This is a genomic window from Sporosarcina gallistercoris, assembly GCF_050459885.1.
In the GTDB taxonomy this organism is placed as follows: domain Bacteria; phylum Bacillota; class Bacilli; order Bacillales_A; family Planococcaceae; genus Sporosarcina; species Sporosarcina gallistercoris_A.
Map to the genome: position 1 here is coordinate 1 of NZ_JBCMNO010000026.1, position 24,543 is coordinate 24,543.

Annotated in this window: 21 protein-coding genes and 1 tRNA gene; 15 read left to right on the top strand and 7 right to left on the bottom strand. The window is 47.0% G+C overall.

Going from position 1 to position 24,543, the window contains the following annotated elements; genetic code table 11:
* Positions 1 to 130 precede the first annotated feature (130 nt).
* Entirely contained in the window at positions 131 to 1,780 is a 1,650-nt protein-coding gene (locus tag ABE021_RS14330; RefSeq protein ID WP_430289580.1) for a putative bifunctional diguanylate cyclase/phosphodiesterase, read from the bottom strand.
* A 128-nt stretch (positions 1,781 to 1,908) separates the two neighbouring features.
* Here ABE021_RS14330 and ABE021_RS14335 point away from each other — a divergent pair, with 128 nt between their 5' ends.
* The 3 genes from ABE021_RS14335 to ABE021_RS14345 all read left to right on the top strand — a co-directional run bounded on the left by ABE021_RS14335 (position 1,909) and on the right by ABE021_RS14345 (position 6,531).
* Entirely contained in the window at positions 1,909 to 2,808 is a 900-nt protein-coding gene (locus tag ABE021_RS14335) for an EamA family transporter (RefSeq protein WP_430289582.1), read from the top strand.
* A gap of 167 nt (positions 2,809 to 2,975) precedes the next feature.
* On the top strand, positions 2,976 to 4,748 hold the full coding sequence (locus ABE021_RS14340) for an ABC transporter ATP-binding protein (protein ID WP_430289583.1): 1,773 nt from the start codon (positions 2,976 to 2,978) through the stop codon (positions 4,746 to 4,748).
* The gene (locus tag ABE021_RS14345) at positions 4,702 to 6,531 is read left to right on the top strand and encodes an ABC transporter ATP-binding protein (protein WP_430289584.1); all 1,830 of its coding nucleotides are present in this window, start codon (positions 4,702 to 4,704) and stop codon (positions 6,529 to 6,531) included. Before ABE021_RS14340 ends, ABE021_RS14345 begins: the two co-directional genes overlap by 47 nt.
* A 150-nt stretch (positions 6,532 to 6,681) precedes the next feature.
* Here ABE021_RS14345 and ABE021_RS14350 read toward each other — a convergent pair whose 3' ends face one another.
* The 3 genes from ABE021_RS14350 to ABE021_RS14360 form a co-directional block, all read right to left on the bottom strand.
* Positions 6,682 to 7,038 carry a hypothetical protein gene (locus ABE021_RS14350; RefSeq protein ID WP_430289586.1) on the bottom strand — a complete coding sequence of 119 codons (357 nt, stop codon included), beginning with the start codon at positions 7,036 to 7,038 and terminating at the stop codon, positions 6,682 to 6,684.
* Positions 7,039 to 7,141: 103 nt separating this feature from the next.
* Positions 7,142 to 7,612: a YusW family protein gene (locus ABE021_RS14355; RefSeq protein WP_430289587.1), complete on the bottom strand. Its 471-nt coding sequence runs from the start codon at positions 7,610 to 7,612 to the stop codon at positions 7,142 to 7,144.
* Positions 7,613 to 7,703: 91 nt separating this feature from the next.
* Positions 7,704 to 8,723, bottom strand: coding sequence for a DUF2804 domain-containing protein (locus ABE021_RS14360; protein WP_430289589.1), 1,020 nt, complete (start codon positions 8,721 to 8,723; stop codon positions 7,704 to 7,706).
* A 123-nt stretch (positions 8,724 to 8,846) separates the two neighbouring features.
* On the opposite strand from ABE021_RS14360, the gene ABE021_RS14365 reads away from it, so the two are divergent.
* The 3 genes from ABE021_RS14365 to ABE021_RS14375 all read left to right on the top strand — a co-directional run bounded on the left by ABE021_RS14365 (position 8,847) and on the right by ABE021_RS14375 (position 10,165).
* A tRNA-Ala gene (locus tag ABE021_RS14365) sits at positions 8,847 to 8,918 on the top strand.
* A gap of 94 nt (positions 8,919 to 9,012) precedes the next feature.
* On the top strand, positions 9,013 to 9,498 hold the full coding sequence (locus ABE021_RS14370; RefSeq protein WP_430289591.1) for an amidase domain-containing protein: 486 nt from the start codon (positions 9,013 to 9,015) through the stop codon (positions 9,496 to 9,498).
* Positions 9,499 to 9,580: 82 nt separating this feature from the next.
* Positions 9,581 to 10,165, top strand: coding sequence for a nitroreductase family protein (locus ABE021_RS14375; protein WP_430289593.1), 585 nt, complete (start codon positions 9,581 to 9,583; stop codon positions 10,163 to 10,165).
* A 205-nt stretch (positions 10,166 to 10,370) separates the two neighbouring features.
* Here ABE021_RS14375 and ABE021_RS14380 read toward each other — a convergent pair whose 3' ends face one another.
* Complete coding sequence (locus ABE021_RS14380; RefSeq protein WP_430289594.1) at positions 10,371 to 11,768, bottom strand: dipeptidase; 1,398 nt, start codon at positions 11,766 to 11,768, stop codon at positions 10,371 to 10,373.
* Positions 11,769 to 12,098: 330 nt separating this feature from the next.
* Between ABE021_RS14380 and ABE021_RS14385 the strand changes: the two genes are divergently transcribed.
* The 3 genes from ABE021_RS14385 (at position 12,099) to ABE021_RS14395 (ending at position 15,596) form a co-directional block, all read left to right on the top strand.
* Positions 12,099 to 13,349: a hemolysin family protein gene (locus ABE021_RS14385; protein WP_430289595.1), complete on the top strand. Its 1,251-nt coding sequence runs from the start codon at positions 12,099 to 12,101 to the stop codon at positions 13,347 to 13,349.
* Between the two features lie 110 nt (positions 13,350 to 13,459).
* Positions 13,460 to 14,005: an RNA polymerase sigma factor gene (locus ABE021_RS14390; protein WP_430289596.1), complete on the top strand. Its 546-nt coding sequence runs from the start codon at positions 13,460 to 13,462 to the stop codon at positions 14,003 to 14,005.
* A 115-nt stretch (positions 14,006 to 14,120) separates the two neighbouring features.
* Positions 14,121 to 15,596: a phospholipase D family protein gene (locus ABE021_RS14395; protein ID WP_430289597.1), complete on the top strand. Its 1,476-nt coding sequence runs from the start codon at positions 14,121 to 14,123 to the stop codon at positions 15,594 to 15,596.
* 129 nt (positions 15,597 to 15,725) lie between these two features.
* Here the strand turns inward: ABE021_RS14395 and ABE021_RS14400 are convergent, their stop codons facing one another.
* Positions 15,726 to 15,908 (bottom strand): SE1832 family protein, encoded by a 183-nt coding sequence (locus ABE021_RS14400; protein ID WP_430289598.1) that lies wholly within the window; start codon positions 15,906 to 15,908, stop codon positions 15,726 to 15,728.
* A gap of 28 nt (positions 15,909 to 15,936) precedes the next feature.
* Positions 15,937 to 16,989: a hypothetical protein gene (locus ABE021_RS14405; RefSeq protein WP_430289600.1), complete on the bottom strand. Its 1,053-nt coding sequence runs from the start codon at positions 16,987 to 16,989 to the stop codon at positions 15,937 to 15,939.
* Positions 16,990 to 17,530: 541 nt separating this feature from the next.
* Between ABE021_RS14405 and ABE021_RS14410 the strand changes: the two genes are divergently transcribed.
* The 6 genes from ABE021_RS14410 to ABE021_RS14435 all read left to right on the top strand — a co-directional run bounded on the left by ABE021_RS14410 (position 17,531) and on the right by ABE021_RS14435 (position 24,512).
* Positions 17,531 to 19,483, top strand: a complete 1,953-nt coding sequence (locus ABE021_RS14410) for a cation:proton antiporter (RefSeq protein ID WP_430289601.1) — start codon at positions 17,531 to 17,533, stop codon at positions 19,481 to 19,483.
* A 68-nt stretch (positions 19,484 to 19,551) separates the two neighbouring features.
* On the top strand, positions 19,552 to 20,115 hold the full coding sequence (locus tag ABE021_RS14415; protein WP_430289602.1) for an NADPH-dependent FMN reductase: 564 nt from the start codon (positions 19,552 to 19,554) through the stop codon (positions 20,113 to 20,115).
* A gap of 115 nt (positions 20,116 to 20,230) precedes the next feature.
* Positions 20,231 to 22,402: a DNA topoisomerase III gene (locus tag ABE021_RS14420; protein WP_430289603.1), complete on the top strand. Its 2,172-nt coding sequence runs from the start codon at positions 20,231 to 20,233 to the stop codon at positions 22,400 to 22,402.
* Between the two features lie 80 nt (positions 22,403 to 22,482).
* Positions 22,483 to 23,064, top strand: coding sequence for a hypothetical protein (locus ABE021_RS14425; protein WP_430289604.1), 582 nt, complete (start codon positions 22,483 to 22,485; stop codon positions 23,062 to 23,064).
* Positions 23,065 to 23,129: 65 nt separating this feature from the next.
* Positions 23,130 to 23,603: an aminoacyl-tRNA deacylase gene (locus tag ABE021_RS14430; protein WP_430289605.1), complete on the top strand. Its 474-nt coding sequence runs from the start codon at positions 23,130 to 23,132 to the stop codon at positions 23,601 to 23,603.
* 276 nt (positions 23,604 to 23,879) lie between these two features.
* Positions 23,880 to 24,512 carry a YczE/YyaS/YitT family protein gene (locus ABE021_RS14435; RefSeq protein WP_430289606.1) on the top strand — a complete coding sequence of 211 codons (633 nt, stop codon included), beginning with the start codon at positions 23,880 to 23,882 and terminating at the stop codon, positions 24,510 to 24,512.
* Positions 24,513 to 24,543 lie beyond the last annotated feature (31 nt).

The window sequence follows — 24,543 nt, forward strand, 5'->3', positions numbered from 1 at the left end:
ATTTCTAGTGTGCCATAAACAATTTCCTTAGGCGAAGTGAAACCTCTCCTATAACAGATCATATAGAATATAAAAAAGAGCAATTCCGTTTGCCCCAGAAGGGCGTTCGGAACAGCTCTTTTTGTTAGGTTCATTTCAATAAGGTTTCTGCGGCAACAGGTGCACCGATGTAATACCCTTGGACAGCATCGATGCCCATCGTTTTCAGCAAATCGTATTGGGCTTTATATTCGACTCCTTCAGCAATCGTATATAAGCCCATGGACTTGCTGAACTGGATCATTCCTTCAACCAGTTGCTGGGTTCTCGGGTGTGTCAGCAAGCTATTCATGTATACTTTGTCAATCTTCACTTTTGAAATCGGCAAATGCTGCATATACCGGAACGACGCATAGCCTGTACCGAAGTCATCGAGTGTGAATGCGACACCTGCATGTTGCAGTTCTTTCATCTGCTGGACAATGGACTGCTCTTCTTCAGCTTGGAAAGCGAACTTCTCCGTGATTTCCAACTCAAGCTGATCAGGACGACAGGATGTTTCTTGCAGAATAGTGAGAATGTCGTCTTTCATCGGATGGTTGGAAAACTCGCGGACGGACGTGTTAACTGAGACATGGGGTTTCCCTTCATGCGCGCCCAGTTTAACAGCTAATTGTGCAGCCTCCGTCAATACATACGCACCGATGTTGGCAATCAGCCCATTGGATTCTGCAATGGGTATAAGCTCATCCGGTGTTACTGTTCCAAGTTCGTCGTCTTCCCATCTGACAAGTGCCTCATAGACAACGATCTTCTCGGAGGCGATATCATATTGTGGCTGATAGACGACTTTCAGCGCATTATGGTCAAGCGCAGTTAGTAGTTTACGATTGATGAGTGAGCGGCGGTCGAGCACTTTGTGGGAGGAAGCGGACAGTGACATGATTTTTCCTCCGCCTTGCTGCCGTACTTCTTCCAGTGTCATCGCGGATGCATCTAGCAAATTCACGAAGCTCTTCTGGTCTTCCGGGTAGCGCGCAATTCCACCGCTGATTGAAAGAGGCAATGCCTCATTTCCCACATAGATCGGTTGCTGTTCAAGAAACTCTAGAAATCCTTGGACGTACCAGTCGCCAAACGGGGTTAGAATGACAAATTGGCTTCCCCCGACACGTGCAATGGGGTTATCTTGGAAATAGCGTTTCAGACGATTCGCAAAAGCTTGAGTCAGCTCTGTTTCAGCAGTTCCTGCCTGAAGTTCCTTCAATGTGTAATAATGGTCAATAGACAAGTAGACGAACGAGAAACTCTTTTCATCCTGAATCATTTCGTTCACGAGCACTTCTAATTTGTGGCGGCTCATTAAACCGGTTTCTACATCGATGAATGCAATCTGTTCAAGACGCTCTTTCAAATGGACTTCTTCAGTAATATCCAATTCCAGGAGCATCGTACTTTCTAGGGAACCATCCGCTGCCATGGAAGGGACGGCGAGTAAGTTCGTGTAGTACGTTTCACCTGTACGCTTCAGCTTCTGTGCAGTGCCGAACCAGGTTTTCCCCTCTTTGAGCTGTGCCCAAATGTCGTGGATAGCATCTTGTGCTTGCTCACAATCATCAAACATCTGCCAAATGGTTTTGCCTAAAATTCGTTTCGGTGTCCAATTGCTGACGTTCAGAAAATTTTTATTTACCGAAATTACGAGACCTTCGGCATCAGTTCGGGTTACCATATAGTAATGATCAAGACTGCGGCGGATATCAGGAAAGTCCGAATCGGTCTGTTCGCGTGAGGTTGTCATGATGCGTTCCCCTTTCAACTAGTTCATAAGACTAGTATATAGGAGAACCAGGAACTTTTCACCTATTATTGAAAATAAAAGTTGTGTAATTAGATATAGGTAGATTTCATAGAAAAGAAGGTGAATTAATGGAGCGGGTAAAAGGACTAGCGATGATTATTGTAGGTGCTTCACTATGGGGACTTTCGGGTCCAATGATGGAATGGACACTTGAGCATAGCAGTATGTCCGTATCATTTTTGCTAACGGTCCGACTGTTGACAGCGGGTTTGTTGCTTATTGCTTATTTGAAGATAAAAGGAAAACAAGTGACACGGCCTTGGCGCCAGAAAGTATGGGCGCGGCAAATGGTGATATTCGGGGTTGTGGGGATGTTAGGTGTCCAATTTTCATTCACCTCAGCAATCGCACAAAGTAATGCGGTCATTGCGACACTCTTTCAATTCCTTTCGCCGATATACGTCATACTATTCGTTTCGTTGAGACAGCGGTTCATCCCGCCGGTGGCTCAAATCCTTGGTATGTTCGTCACGTTAGGGGGACTTTTCCTATTGCTGACAAACGGGTCGTTATCGGGCTTCAGTTTAAGTCCGGGTGCTGTGTTTTGGGGGATCGCAGTAGGGTTTGCATTTACATTTTATACGCTCTATCCGGTACGACTCATGCAAGAGTGGGGCGTCTTGCTTTCAATTGGTTGGGCGATGGTCATTGGAGGAGCCGCGTTGCTGATTACGAACCCGGTTAGGATGGTCCGGGAGATCCGGTATTTATTTGACTGGAAAATTTCGTTGATGTTACTTGGGATTATCGTCGTCGGGACGGTAGCATTCTTGCTGTTTCTTGCGAGCATGAAGTTCATATCCCCGATTGAAACAAGTATTCTCTCCAGTTTCGAACCGTTGACGGCAATGATTGTATCCGTCATTTGGCTCGGCGCCGTACTCGGAGCATGGCAGCTAACGGGAGCAATCGTCATGTTGCTAGGTGTTACCGGAATTTCCATTGCCGGGGGTCGAGTGAAAACCTGAACTAACGGTACGCTCTCTCTTTTGAGGGCGTTTTTTTATCCAATCCTTGCTGAAATCATAGGTTTCAGATAATTCTGTTCAATAACTATACAGTCATTAAGGAATATGGCATACTAATGATAACTAAGTAGTTCGAGAAACGAAACAGTTCAGGGAGGACCATGACGATGAAAACAGTATTTTCTTATGCAAAGCCATATAAGTGGCCGATCGTGATTGCGCTCATACTCATGCTGATCGAGTTAAGCGTCGAACTCATTCAACCTCTCCTAATTGCAAAGATTATTGACGACGGGATTACCGCCGGCAACCGGGAAACGATCATTCTCTATGGGAGCATCATGATGGGGCTCGCGCTCCTCGCATTAGTTTCGGGTGTCGTAAATTCTTTCTTTGCTGCCCACGCAGCCCAAAGTTTTGGGTTCGATTTGCGACAGGCGTTATTTAAACAGATCCAGGCATTCTCGATGTCGACATTTTTACGCTTTCCGACGTCTTCGCTTATTACACGACTGACAAGCGACGTCACGATGGCGCAAAATATTTTGTTCATGGGGCTCCGGATTTTGTTGCGTGCTCCGCTCGTCGTGATCGGCAGTTTGGTAATGGCAATGGTCGTTAATGTGAAGCTCGCTTCGTTTTTGTTGATAGGGATTCCATTTCTGTTCATCTTTTTGTTTGTAATGGCGCGAAAAGGAGTCGGATACTTCTCTGACGTTCAGCGCCGATTGGATCGGGTGAATCGGGTTATCCAGGAGAATCTGCAAGCTGTCCGCCTCATCAAAGCGTATTTACGCGGTGTGTATGAAGGCAGCCGGTTCTCGAAGGTCGCGGATTCATTAAGAAAAGATACGGTGAAAGCATTTCGGATGATGGAACTCATTATGCCGATTCTACTTCTTATCATGAACGGAAGCCTGATGATTGTATTGTGGTTTGGAGTGGGGGTTGTCCGTGCGGGTGATGCTCAGGTTGGGGAAATTGTAGCGATTGTCAACTACGCATTCCGGATAACAGGGGGGTTCTCGATGTTTTCCTTCCTGATTGTGGCGTTCTCACGCGCTCAAGCGTCTTCTGTTCGAATGGAGGAAGTGCTGCTTGCAGATGATGACCGTGAAATCATTTTACCGGGAGTTTCAGAAAATGGTGAAGAAAAACGCGGAGCATTGGAGTTCAACAATGTGTCGTTCCACTATCCGGGTCATCCGGAAGAAGTACTTTCGAACGTTTCATTCAGCATCCATCCCGGAGAGAAAATCGCCGTCATGGGTGCGACCGGTTCCGGTAAGTCGACGATGCTGAATTTAATCCCTCGGATATTTACAGCGACGACTGGGGAAATTTTATTGGATGGGAAAAATATCGAGAAGTGGCCGTTAGAAGAGCTTCGCAATACGATAGGTCTAGTGCCTCAGCAATCGGTCCTCTTTACGGGTACCATCCGCGAAAACTTAGCGTGGGGTGACCCGGAAGCGCGGGCGGACGAACTGGAAGCTGCTGCTGAAAAGGCTCAAATCCATGCCTCCATACAACGTTTTCCAGCGAATTACGAAACGCGTGTCGGCCAAAAGGGAGTCAACTTGTCAGGCGGCCAAAAACAACGCTTATCCATAGCACGGGCGCTTGTCCGGAAACCGGCAATCTTATTATTGGATGACAGTACGAGTGCGCTTGATGTGAAAACGGAAAATGCATTATGGGAAGCATTGGAAGGCGAACGGGCGACGATGATTGTCATTACGCAGAAAATCCATACTGCTCAAGGGGCGGACCGAATCCTTTTGCTGGATGAAGGGAAAGTTGCCGCGTATGGAACCCATGATCAGCTCCTGAACCAATCGGAACTGTATCGGAAAATTGCTGAATCCCAATTGGATAAGGAGGTGGCGGACGATGGTGAACAATGTGAGGAAGCCCTTCGGTTACGAACCGATTATTAAGAGGGAAGACTTGAAAAAAGGTGCCAAACGTAAACGGGAAGAAGTCGGGGACTGGAAGCAGGCATTGCTTAACGTGTGGAAGCTTGTCGACGAACAACGAGGGCTGCTGATCACAGTTCTACTCCTGGTGTTCGCGAGCTCCGGTCTCACGCTGCTCGGCCCTTTTCTGATCGGGAAGACCATTGATAACTTCATCATTCCGATGAAAACCGATGGACTTGCTATGCAAATCGGCTTGTTACTAGCGATTTATGCGGGAACATCATTGACGATGTATTTCCAGAACTTCTGGATGGTCGGGATTGCTCAAAATACGGTATATAAATTGCGTTCCGGACTCTTTAATCATTTGCAGAAATTGCCGGTTTCGTTCTTCGATAAACGCCAGCACGGAGAACTCATGAGCCGGATGACGAACGACATCGAAAACATTAGCCAAACCTTGAATTCATCGTTCATCCAAGTGTTTTCGAGTATTTTAACACTCGGAGGGACCCTCGCAGTCATGCTTTATCTGAGTCCGCTGCTGACTGTACTGACGATGACAATCGTCCCGGTCATGTTCATCGCCATGCGGTGGATCACGCGTCGGACCGGAATTCTCTTTAAAGAGCAGCAGCGGGCAATTGGTGAATTGAACGGGATGATTGAAGAAACGATTTCAGGTCAGCGGATTGTAAAAGCTTTCTCTCAAGAGGAGCGCATGAAGGAAGAGTTTGCAGCGAAAAGTGACCGGTTGAAACGGACAGGATTTTGGGCACTCACGTATTCGGGATTCATCCCAAAAGTGATGAACATGCTGAACAATGCAGCGTTTGCAATTGTTGCAGGGATCGGTGGCTTGCTCGCCCTGCGCGGTGATGGGATTGTCACAATCGGAACAATCGTTGTATTTGCGGAGTATGCGCGTCAATTCACGCGTCCGCTGAATGATTTGGCGAACCAATTCAATACGGTGTTATCCGCAATTGCCGGGGCTGAACGCGTATTCTCGATTATGGGAGAAGACATCGAACGCGACGCGGCTGAGGCGAATGGAGATATCCAGCTGAAAGGGAACGTCGAATTCCGCAACGTATCATTCGGCTATGCACCAGAAACGGATGGATACACCGTGGAGGACGTCTCGTTGAGTGTGAAGGCGGGGGAGACAGCTGCACTCCTGGGGGCAACAGGTGCTGGGAAAACAACACTTGTGCAATTGATTGCCCGATTCTATGAAGCGGACAAAGGCGCGATTTTGATAGATGGGATTCCGATTGACGAGCTTCCGCGAACGACATTACGAAGTCAGACGGCGTTTGTGCTTCAGGATCCATTCTTGTTTGAATCTACGGTGAGAGAGAATATCCGATATGGGAAATTGGATGCGACGGACGAAGAGATTGAGGAAGCGGCGAAGAAGGCGAATGCTCATGAATTCATTAGCCGCCTGGAAGAAGGGTACGACACGTTGCTAACAGCAGACGGAAGTGAGATTTCTCAAGGACAAAAGCAATTATTGTCCATTGCGCGAGCTTTTGTAGCAGATCCCGTGCTCTTGTTGTTGGATGAAGCGACGAGCAGTATCGATACGGTGACCGAGTTGGAAATCCAAGCAGCGCTTGAAAAGCTCATGGAAGGCCGCACAAGTTTCGTCATCGCCCACCGTCTGAATACGGTGAAAAAAGCGGATGTCATCTATGTGATGGATCAAGGCAAACTGATCGAGTCTGGGAGTCAAGCTGAGCTGATTGCCGAGAAAGGCATGTATTATATGATGGTGCAGCAATCGAAATTGTAACAAGGTGGCGCTCCCAGTTGAACTAGCGGGAGCGTCTTTTTTGTGATCAATGGCGGGTAATGGGTGCAAGAGGCGGTCTATTACTTGAACCCGCTCGTTCCAGCGTGAGACCCGCCTGTTACTCCTTGGAACTGTCCATCCCGCGGTACCTCACCTATTTCTACCAATTACCAAACTCGCGACCAATCCATCTTTCCCTAATTCAAAACCAAGATTGATTGGTGTGCTCCGCTTCGCTGCGCATTTAAGGAAGAGGAACGGTTGAGCGAAATTGGCTTTTCTCCTCAAACCGCCCATTCCCGCGAGGAACCCGCCCGTTTCGTCGCTGAACCCGCTCATTCTCACGAGGAACCCGCCCGTTTCGTCGCTGAACCCGCTCATTCCCGCGAGGAACCCGCCCGTTTCGTCGCTGAACCCGCTCATTCTCACGAGGAACCCGCCCGTTTCGTCGCTGAACCCGCTCGTTCCCGCGAGAAACCCGCCCGTTTCACCGCTGAACCCGCTCATTCCCGCCATTCAACCCGACCATTCAACCCGACCATTCCAGCCACCCGTTCCGCAACAAAATCCACCCTACAAAAAAACCACCAGATCGGTGGTTTTTAAACTATTACTGCTTATCTTCATAATTCAGCTTAGTCCCATCGTCAAAATCGACATCCAACTTAAACTTCGAATACAGGTCAATTTGGAAATACTCTAAAATCTTATTTCGAGCTTCCTCAGCTGACATATCATGTTGAAGGTTCACGACATCGAACATCTTGTTGATTTCATCCATCGCATCTGCGCCTTCTAAGTCGATGTTAGTCAACTTATTTTGATACTCGGGATTGAACTCTTTCTCGACTTTGTATTCAACATCGATTGCGTCTTTGTTATCAATGTCTATCTCCAATTCAAAGTTATTGAAACCGTACGCGTCCCCGGTATCCCGGTCGCCGCCTTCTTTTTGTTGATTCGTGACTATGTCAGCTTCTTCCCGATTCTCTTTGTTTGCATCTTTTCCTAAGTTTCCGCACCCGCTGACAAATAGGATGCTCGCAAACACAACAGAACCCATCGCTGCTAGCTTATTCAACGCCTCACGTCCTCTCTGAATCATTCGATTGCTTACTACTTCTGCACCTTTTTTTCAAACGAAATTAAACGACAGAGGACGGAAAACCATTTCACCACTTCGCATTGAACGTCTCGCAAGAACCTAGAAGACTGCGAACAGATAACCATTCGCCAGACGCTAATCTTACTTTCCCATTAAAGTAGCCGAACATTTGGGTGAAATCCGCTTTTAATCCTCTCCGATGAGCATTTGCTTCCCGTTCAAAAAAAGGCGTGAATGACAAGTCAACGCAATCTGTGAACTTAGTATGGATTGACCATGGCTCCATCATACGTTCAGGATTAAAAGAAAAAATCACATCTTCATGAATTTTAGTCATTACCCCGTCAACAAACACAGCGTTTTCGGTCATGCCTGTCCCATCTGTCCATTTGCCGCCAAAATTCAAACCGATCCGGCGGCCACTTGAGCGCTGAGAAGCCATAGCCCAATTCCATTCCGTCATTTTGGGCCATACACCTCTGGTATAATTCAATACCGTAAAACTGTAATCAGGATTGAATTCATATCGTTTGTCACCGATTTTCAGGAAACCTGAAGTAGGTAGCGTATGATGCTTTGCAGTGAATTGGAAGGTGTTCCGGTTTTTGGGAACCACGACATTCAATGAATGATCTTCTCTAGGGTGGCTAATATGAAGGTCAGCATGAAGGGTCTCATTGTCGAATTCTGCGATGGTGACGTATAAGTGGGTTTCCTCATTTGTATAGCTTGCATGTATGGAAAGACGGTTGTCTACGAACTTGCTATCTGTCAGTACATCTTCAGCCATCTTTACATGACGTGCAAAGGGTAAGGCAATCCGCTTCTCGAAAAAACGTTCCGTCTCATAGTCAAGGAAATAGACAAGACATACAGCACCGATGTCGAAGTGAGCAATCGTTGCCGTGAACAAGACTTCTTCTCCATAGACGGTCCACGTATTCCATTTCTTCTTATTGGGGAACTGTCCCTTCAGATTACTTTGGATAATCGGCTTCACTGCATAGCCGATCGCTTCGGGATTCAGTAATCCCTTGCTGTCACAAAGCAATACAGGCGAAGACAGTTCGCGTTCTGCATGTTGCATAAGCCTTCCTCCTAGACATTGTCATCTATCGCATTTGTTGTTATACTATTAATTGTATCAGATTGAGGCAGAATTAGCGTGATTCAACAGTGCTGATTTTCAATTGATATTCCGTTAAATAACGGGGCATTAGTTCAGCGGGAGAATACTTCGCTGGCAGCGAAGGGGTCACCGGTTCGAATCCGGTATGCTCCATAGAAATAGCGTCCGCTCAGCGGGCGCTTTTTGTGTACAATTTTAAGGATGAAACCCTGGACTTTCACATAAACTAGTCTGAGGAGGCGAATCGATGTATGACCGTGAAGCCGCAGTCTGGTATGCGGACAAATGGTGGGATGGGCGAAATCCCCAGTATCCTTCGTTCGATGTCGATTGTACAAATTTCATCTCACAATGCTTGCGTGCGGGAGGTGCACCGATGCATGGAAGCCCCGTTCGAGACCGAGGATGGTGGATCACAAATTCAAACTGGAGCTTCAGTTGGTCAGTTGCCCATTCGCTGCGCTGGTACTTAGCAGGTTCGAAAAGAGGATTGACGGCCTATCAGGTACAATCGGCTGAAGAGTTGCAACTCGGAGATGTCATCTTATATGACTTCCAGGGAGACGGTCGCTTCGATCATTCCACCATTGTGACCGCTAAAGACGGCTCTTCACCACTTGTTAATGCACACACGTACGATGTACAAAAAAGAAGTTGGGATTACAAAGACTCTTACGCCTACCGACCAACCGCAAAATATAGTTTCTTTCGGATAAACGATGAATTTTCTTAACGCCTGACACACCAATGAATTAGAAACTAGCCATCGAAATGATGTATACTGAAGGTTAACAACGACAAAAGGGGATACAAAAATGGATGAACAAGCACTATCAGTAAGAGACGCAATTATTTCGCGCCGTTCCATCAAAAGCTTTAACGGACAGCCTGTGGAACAAAGCGAAATTGACGATATCTTAGAAGATGCAATTTGGGCACCCAATCACGGAAATCGTAATCCTTGGCGTTTCGTACTTGCTGCAGAAGACAACTACGAACAGTTTTTAGAGGTCTTGCGTGATTTCGGTGTGCCTAAATGGAAAGAATTGTCGGATGAAACCTTAACGAAACAAATGAGCAAATTTGCAAATGCAAGCGCAGCTATGTTTGTAATCGTTCCGGAAGACGCCCGACAAAAACAGCGTATGGAGGACTTCGCAGCGGCAAGCACGATGATTCAAAACGTCCAATTGCTTGCTTGGGACAAAGGCATCGGTACGTGCTGGAAGACTCCGGGATTCCTGGATGACCCAAAATTCCGCGACGTACTTGGCGTCAAGCCAGGCGAACGGATCATTAGCATGCTTCAGTTCGGTCATTTTGATGAATTACCAAAAACAAAACCGCGTACACCGGTCGTGGACATTGTCACGTATTGGCAAGCCGAACCGACAGAATAATGCACTGCCTCTTCCAGTTCAATGGAAGAGGTTTTTATTTTTCACGAATCTAAAGCTCACTCTCCTGCAATTGCGGGAAAATTTGGAGAGAGAGGATAGTGGAAAAGAGGCCCGATTCAACAAAGGAGATCATTTCACTATCCCTCATTCACGGTTCCAACCAAAAACCCCCTATCGCGAGCAAGCGCAATAGGGGGTGCATTCCTTATTTCTTCAATTCATCTTTAGATAACGCAGAGAGCTCTTGGTAATAGTCGCCAAGTACGCGCAAACCTTTGTCGAAGTTCTCTAGGGTCAAGTGTTCGTTCGGACCGTGCAAGTTTTCTGTCTCCAGCCCGAATCCCATGAGGACAACGGGCAAACCTAAAATTTCATCGAAGTCGGCAACGATTGGAATCGATCCGCCGCCACGTGTATACACAGTCGGCACGTTGTACACTTTTTCGTACGAACGGCTGGCTGCAGTAAGGGCCGGGTGATCGAACGGTGTGATGAACGGACGTCCTTGGTCAAACGGTGTGACCGTCACGTTAACCCCTTCAGGTTTGTGTTTTTCCACGTGTGCTTTCAACTTTTCAACGATTTCCGCTGGGTCTTGATCCGGAACGAGACGGCACGTGATTTTTGCTCCTGCTTCTGCAGGCAAGACCGTCTTGATGCCTTCACCGCTGAATCCGCCAAAGACACCATTGACTTCAAGAGTCGGGCGGGCAGAAGTACGCTCCAGGAACGAGTAGCCTGGCTCGCCGAACAGCTCGGGAGCACCGATTTCCTGTTTAAGCGATTCTTCGTCGAAGTTGAGGTCTTTGTAAGCTTGACGCTCCTCTTCACTCAAATTACGGACGTTATCATAGAATCCTTCCACTGCAATGGTTCCTTCTTGGTCATGGAATGACGCCAAGATCTCCGCGACTGCGTGAATCGGATTTTGGATACCGCCCCCGTAAACACCGGAGTGCAAGTCGCTTTTCGCACCGAAGACATCGATTTGTACACCGCTCAAACCGCGAAGTGCATAACAGATCGCAGGCTGACCCGGAGCATGAAGTGCAGTGTCCGAAATGACGATCGTGTCTGCAGCCAGTTTTTCTTTGTTGTCTTTGATGAACGGAACAAGGTTCGGACTGCCGACTTCTTCTTCACCTTCAATGATGAACTTCACGTTGATGGGGAGTTTGCCATCCAATTGCATAAGCGCTTCCACCGCTTTCACATGCATGAACACCTGGCCTTTGTCATCAGTAGATCCACGAGCGAACATTTTTTCATCACGGATTTCCGGCTCGAATGGCGCACTCTCCCACAAGTGCAAGGGGTCAACAGGCTGCACGTCGTAGTGGCCGTAAATCAGGATTGTCGGCTGGCCTTCTGCATGAAGCCAGTCTGCGTAGACGACCGGATGCCCTGCAGTAGGTTCGATGGAGATATTTTCAAGACCTGCTTCTTTGAACGAGTGCGATAACCATTCGGCAGCTATTTGCATATCTGCTTTGTGCTCGGATAATGCACTGATGCTAGGGATTTTTAAGAATTCTTTCATCTGGTTCAGATGCGTCTCGCGATTCTTTTCAAAGTACTCGTTTAATTGGTCAAGCGTTGCCATGAAATTACCCCTTTTCGTTTTCGATTGGATGACTGAGCGCCTGCAGCAGACTCTCAGTCGCCGTCAGTGCCTCCTGGTATTGGGAGGAATCCCCCAAAAAAACTGTTCACTGAAACGGTGCTGATTCCTTTAGTATAGCAGAATCGAAACGGAATCGAAAAAGAGGAGACTTCTGAATCCATTTCATTCTAGTACTTATGCTATACTGTTCCAACAGCTATGAAATCGGATTCAAATTATAGCCGTCTTAGGTTTGCAACTTTAATCCCTGGACATACGTCTATATGTGCAAATCGAAACGAACCAGGAATTTTTCGGGAGGAATCGCTCTTGTTCATCGCACTTGCTTTCTTTTTGGTAATGTCTTTTTTCTTATCAGGAAGTGAAACTGCATTAACTGCCGTCAATCGGATGAAAATCCAAATGCGCGCAGAGCAAGGAGACCCCAAAGCAATTCGGCTCCGCGCCCTCGTTTCGAAACCGGATCGAATGATTACAGCAATTTTAATCGGCAATAATGTCGCCAATATCATGATGCCGACCATTGTGACCATGATTGCAATCGACAAAGGTCTGAATGTCGGTCTCATGACGGGTGTGTTAACTGTTATCCTGATCATTTTCGGTGAGGTATTACCGAAGACGATTGCTGCAACATTTGCGGACAAGCTAGCGTATTCGGTAGCCCCTGTCATTCAGGTGATTGTGAAGCTGATGACCCCGCTAACTTACCTGCTGGCGCTTTTCACCAATCTGTTCATCCGCATCCTGTCAAATGGGAAAGTGACAGAAGCCACACTGACCAAGGAAGATCTGCGTTCCATGGTCGATCTTGCGTCAACTGAAGGAACGTTCCAACAAGACGAATCGCTGCGGTTAAAAGGAGTCCTCGACTTTCCGGAAAAAGACGTATCGGACGTCATGGGAACCCACCGGACAGACGTCGTTGCCCTGCCGCTCGATTCTAGCTATGAAGACGTTCGCAGTACAGTGCTTGAGTATTTCTATACGCGTTATCCGATTTATGAAGAAAGCATCGATAAGATTATCGGTGTGTTCTATTCCAAACGGCTGATTGAATGGTCGATGACACCGGATGAACCGTTTAAAGATATGATTGACCATGATCCATTGTTTGTTGTCCAGACTGCGAGTGTTGAAAAAGTGTTTAAAATGATGCTTGCGCATAAAAAGCATATGGCGATTGTATTGGATGAGTATGGAGGAACGCTTGGTATCGTAACTCACGAAGATATTATCGAGGAAATGATCGGGCAGGAAATTGAAGATGAAACCGACGAAGCCGAAGACGCAATGGTTTATGAACATACGGAAGACACGCTCGTTTGTCAGGGGCGTCTTGAAATCGAAGAGGCAGTCAGGCTTCTCGGAATCGACTTGCCGACTGAAAACGAAACGATTGGCGGCTTTGCTTTCCAAGAACTGGATCACGTTCCGGACCCAGGAGAACGATTCACATACGGTCCGTTACTGTTTGAAATAGAAGAAATGGATCGCAATCGCATCGTCCGTCTTCGAATCATACGCCGTCCGGAAGAATGGATAGATGATGAATCTTAACATACAGCAACCTTACACGTTTGTAAGGTAACTGAAAGAAACTCCGATAGTTCAGCCGATTGTTCTAGTGCATACTTAACGTAACAGCTAGAACACGGAGGCGTTAACGGATGAACCCAACACTTAATGAACTACACGATGAATATGGTAGATACTTATATCACTTATGTTTGAAATTGACACGTAATAAAGAAGAGGCCGAAGATCTCATGCAAGACGTTTGGGTCAAAGTAGTCCGCACAAGCGATCGAATGGAAGGTGTGGACCGCATGAAAGCCTGGTTGACAACGATTTGCATGAATACATTCAGAGATCGTTATCGTAAGGACGTCCGTCGTAGCAAGTATGTCATGAACCAGCCGGATACGCTGGACATCCCTTTGCTCGATCTAGTGCCAAGCGGCAGTCCGCTGCCAGGTGATATCGTCGAGAAACAAGATCTTCGTGCTGCAGTCCGCAGTAAGATAGACGAACTCGATGGCATCTATAAAACAACAATCGAGTACTTTTATGTGAACCAATACTCGCTTATTGAAATTGCTGAAATGATGCAAGTGTCTATCGGTACGGTGAAATCACGCCTGTTCCGGGCGAAAAAGTATTTAAAAGAGCTATTAACGCAAGATCAGTCTATCAACGAACTTGTGATTGCGTGATTATAACGATTTTGGACTTCTTCTAATTATAGGAGAAGTTTTTTGTTATGGATAGAGTTTGGTTGAGGGGCAGATAGGGAATGTTACAGTGATAGATTTGGAGCGGGGGGAAGTCATGGGGAAAAAGAAACAGAAGCGTGAAAGATTTACAAAGAAACATAAAAGAATGATGTGGCTTGCGATAGCGGTTTTTCTGCTTATTTATATTGCTGTCATTTTATATCATACATACAAACCATTGCCGGAAGGCGTGAGTTATCAAGGGGATGTCCATTGGACTGACGATATAGAAGTCTTCACAGATCTGACCTATTCGAAAACAAAGAAGAAAGACGACATGAAGCATGAGCTGAATATTTTTGACGAAGTATATTCGATGATAGAGGAAGCGGATGACTTCATCGTTCTGGACTTCTTTTTGATGGATCATTATTCAGATGAAAAATTAGACTTCCCGAAGATTGCCGAAACAATTACAAAAAAGTTGGTCGATAAAAAGAAAGCTCATCCAGATATGCCGATCGTTTTCATCACAGATCCGATCAATAAAGGGTATGGGTCATTCGAGTCGAAATGGTTTGGCAAGTTAAAGGATGCGGGTGTGGAAGTCGTATATACCGATTTGGAACCATTACGTGATTCGATGCCGCTCTATTCTGGAATGTATCGGACGTTATTCCGCTGGGGGGACATTGGCGGAAAAGGCTGGATTCCGAACGCGATGGCTTCGGAAGCACCGAAGTTCCGATTAGCATCGTACGTTGAACTGCTGAATGTGAAGTCGAATCATCGTAAAGTGATTGCGACGGAAAAAGCAGGACTTGTCACCTCTTCCAATCCGCACGATGCGAGTGGCTTCCACGGGAATGTAGCACTCAAAGTGACGGGGCCCATCATTAACGATTTATTGGAAGCGGAAGAGGCGGTACTGAACTATACGAAGGGAAACACAGGTCAAACACTGCCCAGAATTGAAGCGGAAGAACCGAATGGCGGAAAATACGCTGTTCAATATGTAACCGAGAAAAAGATTAAAGATGTGTTGATGGATCAGCTTACCGCTGCACAATCAGGTGACCGGATCCGGATGGGGATGTTCTTCATTGCCGAACCGGACGTTGTGAAGGAAGTAACGGAAGCTGCGAAGCGCGGCGTCGAAGTGAAACTCATTTTAGATCCAAATGAGAATTCTTTTGGAAATCAGAAATCAGGTCTTCCTAACCGCCCTGTCGTACAAAAACTCGTGGAAGACAGCGACGGAGCAATTGAAGTCCGCTGGTACAATACTGTGGTCGGCCAGTATCATACAAAACTTGTCATGATTGAACGGGGCGATGATGTGCATATTCTGAACGGATCTGCTAATTTAACAGAACGGACTCTTGATAACTACAACTTAGAGAATGATTTGTACGTCATCGCGCCGACTGACAGCGAACTCGCTGGTGAGTTGGATGCGTATTTCGAACGATTGTGGAATAACGAAGATGCTCTTTTCACACTCGATATGGAAGAGTACCAAGATACATTCACTCGTCCGCAGCGTGTCATCTATGCGTTACAGGAGTGGTTGAAATTGACCTCCTACTGAATTGGATGATACAACCGGAGAACGACGAAAAATCCTCTTACCTAGTATAGGTAAGGGGATTTTAGTATGCATACACAATTGAATGTCCGAACAGTGGACAGGGGTCTATTCACCTTAAGGAAAATGGTTTCAAAAGGCAGCAAGCTGCTGGTTAAGTTCAGCGAGACGCTCTTCCATCTTCGCAAGACGCGATTCCGCTTTTTGGACTGAATCACCGTGACCAGTGGATTCCAGTTTTTCGATATCCCCTTGGAGACTGATGTAGTCCATTTTGAGTTCTGCGATTTCGGATTCGATTTGTGATTTAGTCATGTCTGTGCCCCTCCCGCTAGCTTTTCCCTCAGTTTACCACATCGCGTATGGGTTTGCCGGGTACCGATCGCTTCGGGTGATCCAGTAAATAACGAACCGTTTCAACTACGGTCTCTGCTTCTTCGCCGAGGGGCAAGGCAAGCTGACGATCGACGTCGCGCTTTCTGAGAGAATCGTGCAACAAAGGCTCCATGATCGCGTTCAATAGATTGGATTGTTTCACTTTGCGTCCAAGGCCTAAGTGTGAAAATCCATCCCGGTCAGTCGGGAAATGCAGCTCGGATTCGAAGCTGCTTTGAGCGAGTATAATACAGGGCACCCCGATGCTCGCAACATCATAAGGCATGTAACCACCGCCACAGAGGACGATATCCGCCTCCGCCGCGAGGTCAAGGAAGTCGTGGGGTGCCTTTTTGACAGTCGTATTCCTTCGGCTCAGCGCCATCATCTGGAGAGTTCCGGCGTCGTGTTCATAAGATTTGCCAAGCAATACGGTTACATTGAGCGGGATTTGCAAGTTCATCACATGGCGGAGAGCGCGGAACGTCAAGTTACCCGGATCCTTCTCACCAAACGCAATAAGCAGGCGAGGGGGATCGCCAAACGTTTGCTGATCCCGCTTTGTGCGCAAATAAGCGCAACGCGGATCTGGCATGAACGTCCGGATCCCCGTTTTGAATTGATCGGTAACGTCCAGCGTGTTTTCTCCATATAATGTTTGGATAACGAAGTCTGCGGCATGTCCGCCTTCTCCAAAGTCATCGAAATGTAAGATAGAAGGAACGAGTTTGCAAATTGCCTCGACCTCTTCTTTCACGGTGCTGCCCGTATCACGTATGAGAAGATCGGGTTTCAAAAAGGACACAACTTGAAGAAGGGTACGATGATTAGTGGCCTCCATAGTCCGATAAGCAATGGGCAAGTCAGGGATAGGGGAATCTGTAATGAACACAATGGTTGCTTCAGAAGACAACTCTTCAGCAATTCGTAACGCTCTCCGTAAAGGATAGCCATTTTTTTCTTCTGTAGATGAAAGACAGATCGCAATCAACTTAGTTGTTTGAGTCGTAATAGGAATCATCCTTTCTATGCAGTCTCTTCACCTCCCAGTCTATGAAGAGAATTCGCGAGTTATGAGGGATTCTAGTGAATGAATTTCCAAAGGGAAAGTGAGCATTGTGGAAGGGTTGTTGTAAGAAACATAGGGTTATGATCACAATTCGAGGGTTATGAGCGGAATGACAGAGTTATGATCACAATTCGTGTTTTATGAGCGGAATGACAGAGTTATGATCACAATTCGAGGGTTATGAGCGGAATCATAGGGTTATGATCACAATTCGAGGGTTATGAGCGGAAATGCAGAGTTATGATCACAATTCGTGGTTTATGAGTGGAATGACAGAGTTATAATCAGTTTTCAATGGGAATGAGCAATTTATTCAAATGCTGTTGATTGCTCAAGAGATGGGGTTACGTAGAGAAGTGGAATGATTTTCGCTGATCCTGATGGATGGGCAGACGTTGGGGCTCTTCAGCCAAAAACCCTCCAAAAGTGGTTTCACAGAATAGTTGTGGTACACTAGTACGAAATTTCAACTCGATAGGAGTGGCGAAATCCAATGTTCGGAACCATAGCTGCAGACCTTATGCTCGTTGTATTGATTGGTATCCTCTCGCAATGGGTTGCCTGGCGCTATCGCCTTCCTGCAATTGTGGTCATGGCAATAGCAGGTCTGCTCGTCGGACCTATATTCGGATTCATCAACCCGAAAGAAACGTTGGGAGAACTCTTCAGTCCGATAATCTCATTTGCGGTTGCAATCATATTATTTGAAGGAAGTCTGAACCTCGATTTCCGTGAAATCAAAGGATTCAGTAAGCCGCTCACACGTATCGTTACGTTCGGTGCATTCATCGCGTGGATCGCCGGATCACTCGCGGCGCACTATTTGGCGGGACTTTCGTGGGCAGTCGCTTTCATTATCGGCGGGCTGTTTATCGTAACGGGACCAACGGTGATTCTACCGATGCTGAGACAGGCGAAATTGAAGCCGCGTCCAGCGGCCATCCTGAAATGGGAAGGGATTATTGTGGATCCCTTCGGTGCATTACTTGCTGTCTTCGCTTTTGAATTCATCAAATTCGTCAATGGGCAAGTAACTCTTGCAACGCTTGGACTATTCGTTGTCGCATCCATTTTTGCTGTGTTCATCGGTTGGGCATCTGCCCGGATTCTTGGCAGTGCATTTGAAAAAGGGAATGTCCCTGAATTTCTGAAAGCGCCTGTGCTGTTTGCAGTTGTCTTGTTTGCGTTCGTCCTATCGGATGAACTCATGCATGAAACAGGATTGCTCGCCGTCACTGCGATGGGGGTCGTGATGGCCAACATGCACTTGACATCCATCCATGACATCCGCCAGTTCAAAGAAAATATATCGGTGCTGCTCATTTCAGGGATATTTGTGATGCTCACTGCATCGTTAAACCCTCACGTACTTATTGAAATTTTCGATTGGCGTATCATCACTTATGTATTGGCGATGTTGTTCATCGTCCGCCCATTGTCGATTTGGGTATCTACCATTGGTACGGATTTATCGAACCGGGAAAAGCATCTGATCGGTTGGGTGGCTCCGCGTGGGATTGTCGCGCTCACAGTATCGGGATACTTCGCATCGATTTTGCTTGAAAATGGTTACAAAGATGCTGAATTGCTTACTGCCCTTACGTTTGCACTTGTACTTTCCACTGTGGTGTTACATGGATTTACAATTGGGCCGATTGCACGGCGCCTCCATTTGACGACGACCGATGAATCAGGTGTACTCATCGTCGGAGGTACGAAATTCGCGGCAGAACTTGCGCAATCCATTCAAGACACTGGAAATGAAGTGCTGTTGATGGATACTTCTTGGGCGGGCTTATCCCATGCTCGGAATCTTGGGTTGTCCAGTCATGTAGGGGATATTTTAACGGAGCAAACGGAATATACATTGGATTTGTCACCGTATCGATACATGCTTGCGATGACAAAGGCGGATACGTATAATGCACACATTTGTGCGGATTTCCTGTACGACATAGGACGTGAGAATTTATTCCAAACTGCATTCCATGTAGGCGAAGGAGTGGCGTCGTTTAACGTCACAGGTGGGCGCACGTTATTCACTCCTGCGTTATCGATCTATGATCTGGAAGAACGCATGAATTCGGGGCACGTATTCCGAAAGACGGTCCTCTCGAAACAGTATAGTTACACCCAGTATTTGCGTGAGCGGGACGACCGATCTGTGTTGCTCTATATTTTGAGAGAAGACGGCACCGTCGAATTTTACACGCCGAAAGAAGAGCTGCAAGCAGTAGCAGGAGACACGGTTGTTGCGCTCTCTCATCCGAATAAACAGATTGAACGTGCGATAGAGCGGATTGCGGAAGAAAAAGGTGAGACGGATGTTAAGCATGAGGAAATCGAAAGACGCTTCAGTGAGGAGCATGGGAAAACGAAATTGACGATCCCAGGTGAAGCACCGCCTTCGAACCAAAGTGCATCCACAAAAGGCCCATCAAGCTAATTGCAAGTCAATTCCCATACATTCTGATAGGATGTAGAGTGAGAATATAACTAGGAGGTACGGTCATTTTGAAAGTTTTGTTTGTGGACGGGACCATTATCGGCAACAAAACGGGTGTCGTACTCGAAGCAGTGCAGCAGTATATTGAAGATACAGGCTGCGGTTTTGAGATAGAGAGATTGAACTTCTCGGAGTATGAACACCAGTTTGTCGATGGGCGACCTGCAGAAAAGTATAATGAAGATATGAAAAAGCTGATCCGCAAGTTTGAAGAAGCGGATGGCTATATAATTGCGACACCTGTATTCCAAGGATCCATCCCAGGGGTCCTGAAAAATGCGTTCGATTTGCTGCATCCACATACGATGCGCTACAAACCCGTTTCCATTGTTGCAAATGGTGGAACGTATCAGCATCACCTCGTCGTAGAGAATCAGTTGAAACCGATCCTCGACTATTTCCGATGTCTCGTGACACCGAATTATGTGTATACGCATCGTGATCATTTTGATGAAAACAGTGAAATTTCAGATGAGAATGTACATGACCGTTTGAAGGAGTTAGCGCGTGTATTCGTGAAATATACAGAAATGGGTAAAGAACTGACCCATGGCATGCTTGACGCACAATAACGAATTTGAACGTCCGTCCGAGCGGAATTCCGCGGGATGGACGTTTTTCATCTAGTCAAAACTGAAGAAACCGTCTAACTTGCGTATAATGGAAAGAACGAAAGGGGATTAAACGATGTCTAAATCACTTGTACTGGCAGAAAAACCATCTGTCGCACGCGATATTGCCCGTGTGCTCGGTTGTCATAAAAAAGGGAACGGATTTTTAGAGGGGGATCGGTACATCGTCACTTGGGCACTGGGCCATTTAGTGACACATGCCGATCCTGAAGGGTATGGGCAGGAATTCAAAGAATGGAAAATGGAGCATTTACCGATCATTCCTGAGCCTTTCAAGCTCACCCCTATTAAACAAACTTCGAAACAATATAATGCGGTCAAAGCACAGTTACGTCGCGCAGATGTAAAGGACGTTATCATTGCAACGGATGCGGGGCGTGAAGGGGAGCTCGTAGCGCGCTGGATTTTGGAACTTGCAAAAAACCGCAAGCCGATCAAGCGGTTGTGGATTTCATCCGTGACGGACAAAGCCATCACAGACGGATTTGCCAATCTGAAAGATGGAAAAGCCTATGAAAACTTGTATGAAGCTGCAGCTGCACGTGCTGAAGCGGATTGGGTCGTCGGCATTAACGCAACACGTGCGCTCACGGTCAAACACAATGCCCAACTCTCGACAGGTCGCGTGCAAACGCCAACGCTAGCCATGATTGCTGAACGTGAACAGGTGATCCAGAAGTTCCAGCCGAAGCCGTTCTGGGGTATCCAGGCCCTAACGGAAGCGGGCCGTTTCACATGGCGGGATACGAAAGGTCAAACTCAAGTTTTCGATGAAACCGTCATCGATGCCAAGATGAATGCGTTGGACGGCATCACAGAGGGCAAGATCATCGAACTGAAATCGACACCGAAATCTCAGCCGGCTCCTCCGTTATTCGATTTGACGGAGCTGCAAAAAGAAGCACATCGCCGCTGGTCATGGTCCGCCAAGGAGACGTTATCGACTTTGCAGAACTTGTACGAGCGACACAAGGCGGTCACCTATCCACGGACCGATTCAAAGCATTTAACTGCGGATATGACAAGTACGCTGAAAGATCGCGTCAAAGCGGTTGAAATCGGACCGTATCGAAAAGCCGTCAATTCGTTACTGCGAAAAGGTCCCGTCAAACCGCAAAAAGGTGTTGTCAATGACAGTAAAGTGTCCGACCACCATGCAATTATTCCAACTGAGGAGAGTCCTTCTCTTCACTCACTATCCGATAAGGAACAACGTCTCTACGACATCATCGTAAAACGGTTCCTGGCTGTGTTCTATCCACCATTCCAATACGAACAATTGAGTGCGGAATTACAGGCGGGCAGCGAAATCTTTACATTGAAAGGTCGTACCGTGACGGACGAAGGTTGGAAGGCAGTCTATTCATCCGATGAAGAAGAAGCGGACACAGATGCACTTCCTGCAATGAAAAAGGGGGAAACTCTGCAGATCCGAGCGTTTTCAAGAACTGAAGGCAAAACTAAGCCACCTGCACGTTTCAATGAAGGGACGCTGCTCGCTGCGATGGAGAATCCCACACAGTTCATGGCTGGAGAGTCCAAGGAATTGATCAAAACAATAGGTGAAACAGGCGGGCTCGGGACAGTTGCAACGCGAGCGGACGTCATTGAACGCTTATTTGGCATGTTTGTCATCGAGAAAAAAGGGAACGATATTTACACTACGTCCAAAGGACGCCAGTTGCTGGAACTGGTCCCGGAAGATTTGAAATCACCGGCACTCACTGCTGAATGGGAAAGCGACTTATCAAAAATTGCAGCTGGGAAACTGAAGAAAGATCAGTTCATCCGCACGATGATCGACTTTTCCAAGAAGACAATCGTGGATATAAAATCAGATGACACGAAATTCAAACATGATAACGTAACCGGGAAAATGTGTCCGGATTGCGGAAAACCGATGCTTGAAGTGAACGGGAAACGAGGTAAGATGCTCGTCTGCCAAGATCGTGAATGCGGTCATCGTCAAACGATCTCTACACTGACGAACGCACGCTGCCCGAACTGTAAAAAGAAATTGGAGCTTCGCGGACATGGTGACGGCAAGATATTTGTTTGTAAATGTGGATATCGGGAAAAGCTGTCCTCATTTGAAAAACGAAGAGCCCAAACAACAGGTAAAAAGGCCGACAAACGGGATGTTCAGAAGTACCTTAAGAAGCAAGAGAAGGAAGAACCTGAAAACACAGCAATGGCAGATGCGCTAAAGAAACTATTTGACAAATAATAATTGAAATCGTTCGCCTCATGAATCGGGGGCAAAGAAGCTGTATAATTAACAGACTAATTGTTGGCGGGGTGAGTTCAATGGTCTCTATTTCAAGAAATCCGGTAGTTACGGAAAATACAAGATATGAGAATGCAAAAAAGCGTTCTGCAGAAGTGGCTTATACCCGCCACGCGGATTATACAGGCGGTAACGAAGCGAAACGGAATGAGTTGGCGCAACGGCTGACTGCCACTCAGGCAGATCCGCAGCCTCAAGAATTCCGGAAACTGGGTGCAGGTCAACTGAAGCAAGTTGCACTTCCCCTCGGTGAAACATTGGAAGAGACAATTGCGAGTTGGCGGAATGTGCGCAGCGAAGCACTATCGAAAACAGATCCATCCGAAGTGGACCATCAGCTGGCAGCAGCGGCTTCCGCTAAAATCATGGAAGCTGAGGCACAGCTGGCATTGGAAGACCGTTTGCGCTCTGCACAACTAGCAGAAGCAAGTTTAGAACATTCAATGGTGAAACCCCGACAGTCGAAAACGGCAACAGATTCCTCACTGGCGGACGCAATGCGCAAATTATACGATCAGGCTGCAGCAGCGTATGCGATTCAGTCGGATGCGAAGCAGCGTGGATACATGGGAGCCAGCCCGGCATACTCACTGATTGCTTAATCGAAATCGACAACCCGCCCTTACAACCGGCGGGTTTTTGAATTGGAAAAAGGGAGGCACTTATCATGGCGAAGAAGAATAAACCTATTAAAACGAATGCGATTCGCATATTGGAATCTGAAGGGATCCCCCATGAGTTGTTGGAACGAAACCTGTCTGAAGATGCAGACGCTGCAGCGGATGGCGGGAATGAGACGGATGTCTACAAAACCCTCGTAACAACAGCAGGAACAGCCCGCAATTATGTGTTTGTCATTCCCGTCGTATGCGAACTTGACTTGAAAAAGGCGGCACGCGCAGCCGGAGAGAAGAAATTGGAAATGCTTCCTCTCAAACAGCTGACGGACGTGACGGGCTATATCCGAGGCGGATGTTCGGCAATCGGTATGAAGAAGACGCTTCCTACGTTTCTGGACATTTCTGCCGAATCAAAACCATTGATCTACGCGAGCGCCGGGAAACCAGGCTTCCAGATGAAACTCGCCCCCGCAGATTATGCCAAAGTGACCGGTGCCTCATTTGTGGAGTTGTGCAAATGAAACGGAAAGCACTTAGATAATTTCGTGAGGAAGCGCTCATAACGCTGATTGAAGCGATCGTAACCCATGGAGAAGCGCTCGTAACGCAGCGAAACCGCTCATAACCCGGGAAAAGCGCTCATAACGCAGCGAAACCGCTCATAAATTGAAGAAACTCGCTCATAATTATCACTTCTAACATAGAATTCCCTCACCATAACCACCATACATGCTACAATTGCCTTTAGAGAATACGCCGCTAGTTCCAAACAGCGGCTTGTGGAAAGAAGAATGTGTATGTTGACGTTAAAACAGTGGAGATGGATCTTTTTCATAGTAGGGCAAATGATTCTCTCATTAGGGATTGCGATGACCATCAAAGGGCAATTGCTCGGTATTGGTCCTTGGGACGTCCTACATGTCGGGCTTTATCAAAATCTCGGGTTGTCCATTGGATCGTGGAGCATCCTCACAGGATTGCTCATTGTCCTCATTACAGCAGCCGCGCAAAAAAAGTGGCCGAAATATGGGACATGGCTCAACATGCTGCTGCTCGGAACTTTTATTGATCTATTCAATTGGCTGCTGCCGGATGTGACGTCAATTGCAGCACAAGTCGCGTTTTTCGTAACAGGCGTTGTGATCATGTCTTATGGCATCGGGCTTTACGTATCACCGAATATGGGGGCAGGCCCGCGGGATAGTCTGATGCTGCTCATCGTGCACAAGTTCAACATCAGTGTAAAGCTGGTGAGAACGTCCATTGAAGTTATTGTTGCACTGCTGGGGTGGGCACTCGGAGGGCCGGTTGGAATCGGGACTGTGCTTATCGCATTACTGATTGGACAATTCGTCCATTACGCAATGCCGCAATGCCAGCGGTTACTACTTAAAGTGGCCAAGCAGGAAAATAGTGAAGCTTTATTATAATGAAGAGCATAGTCCCCCGTGGCTGTGCTTT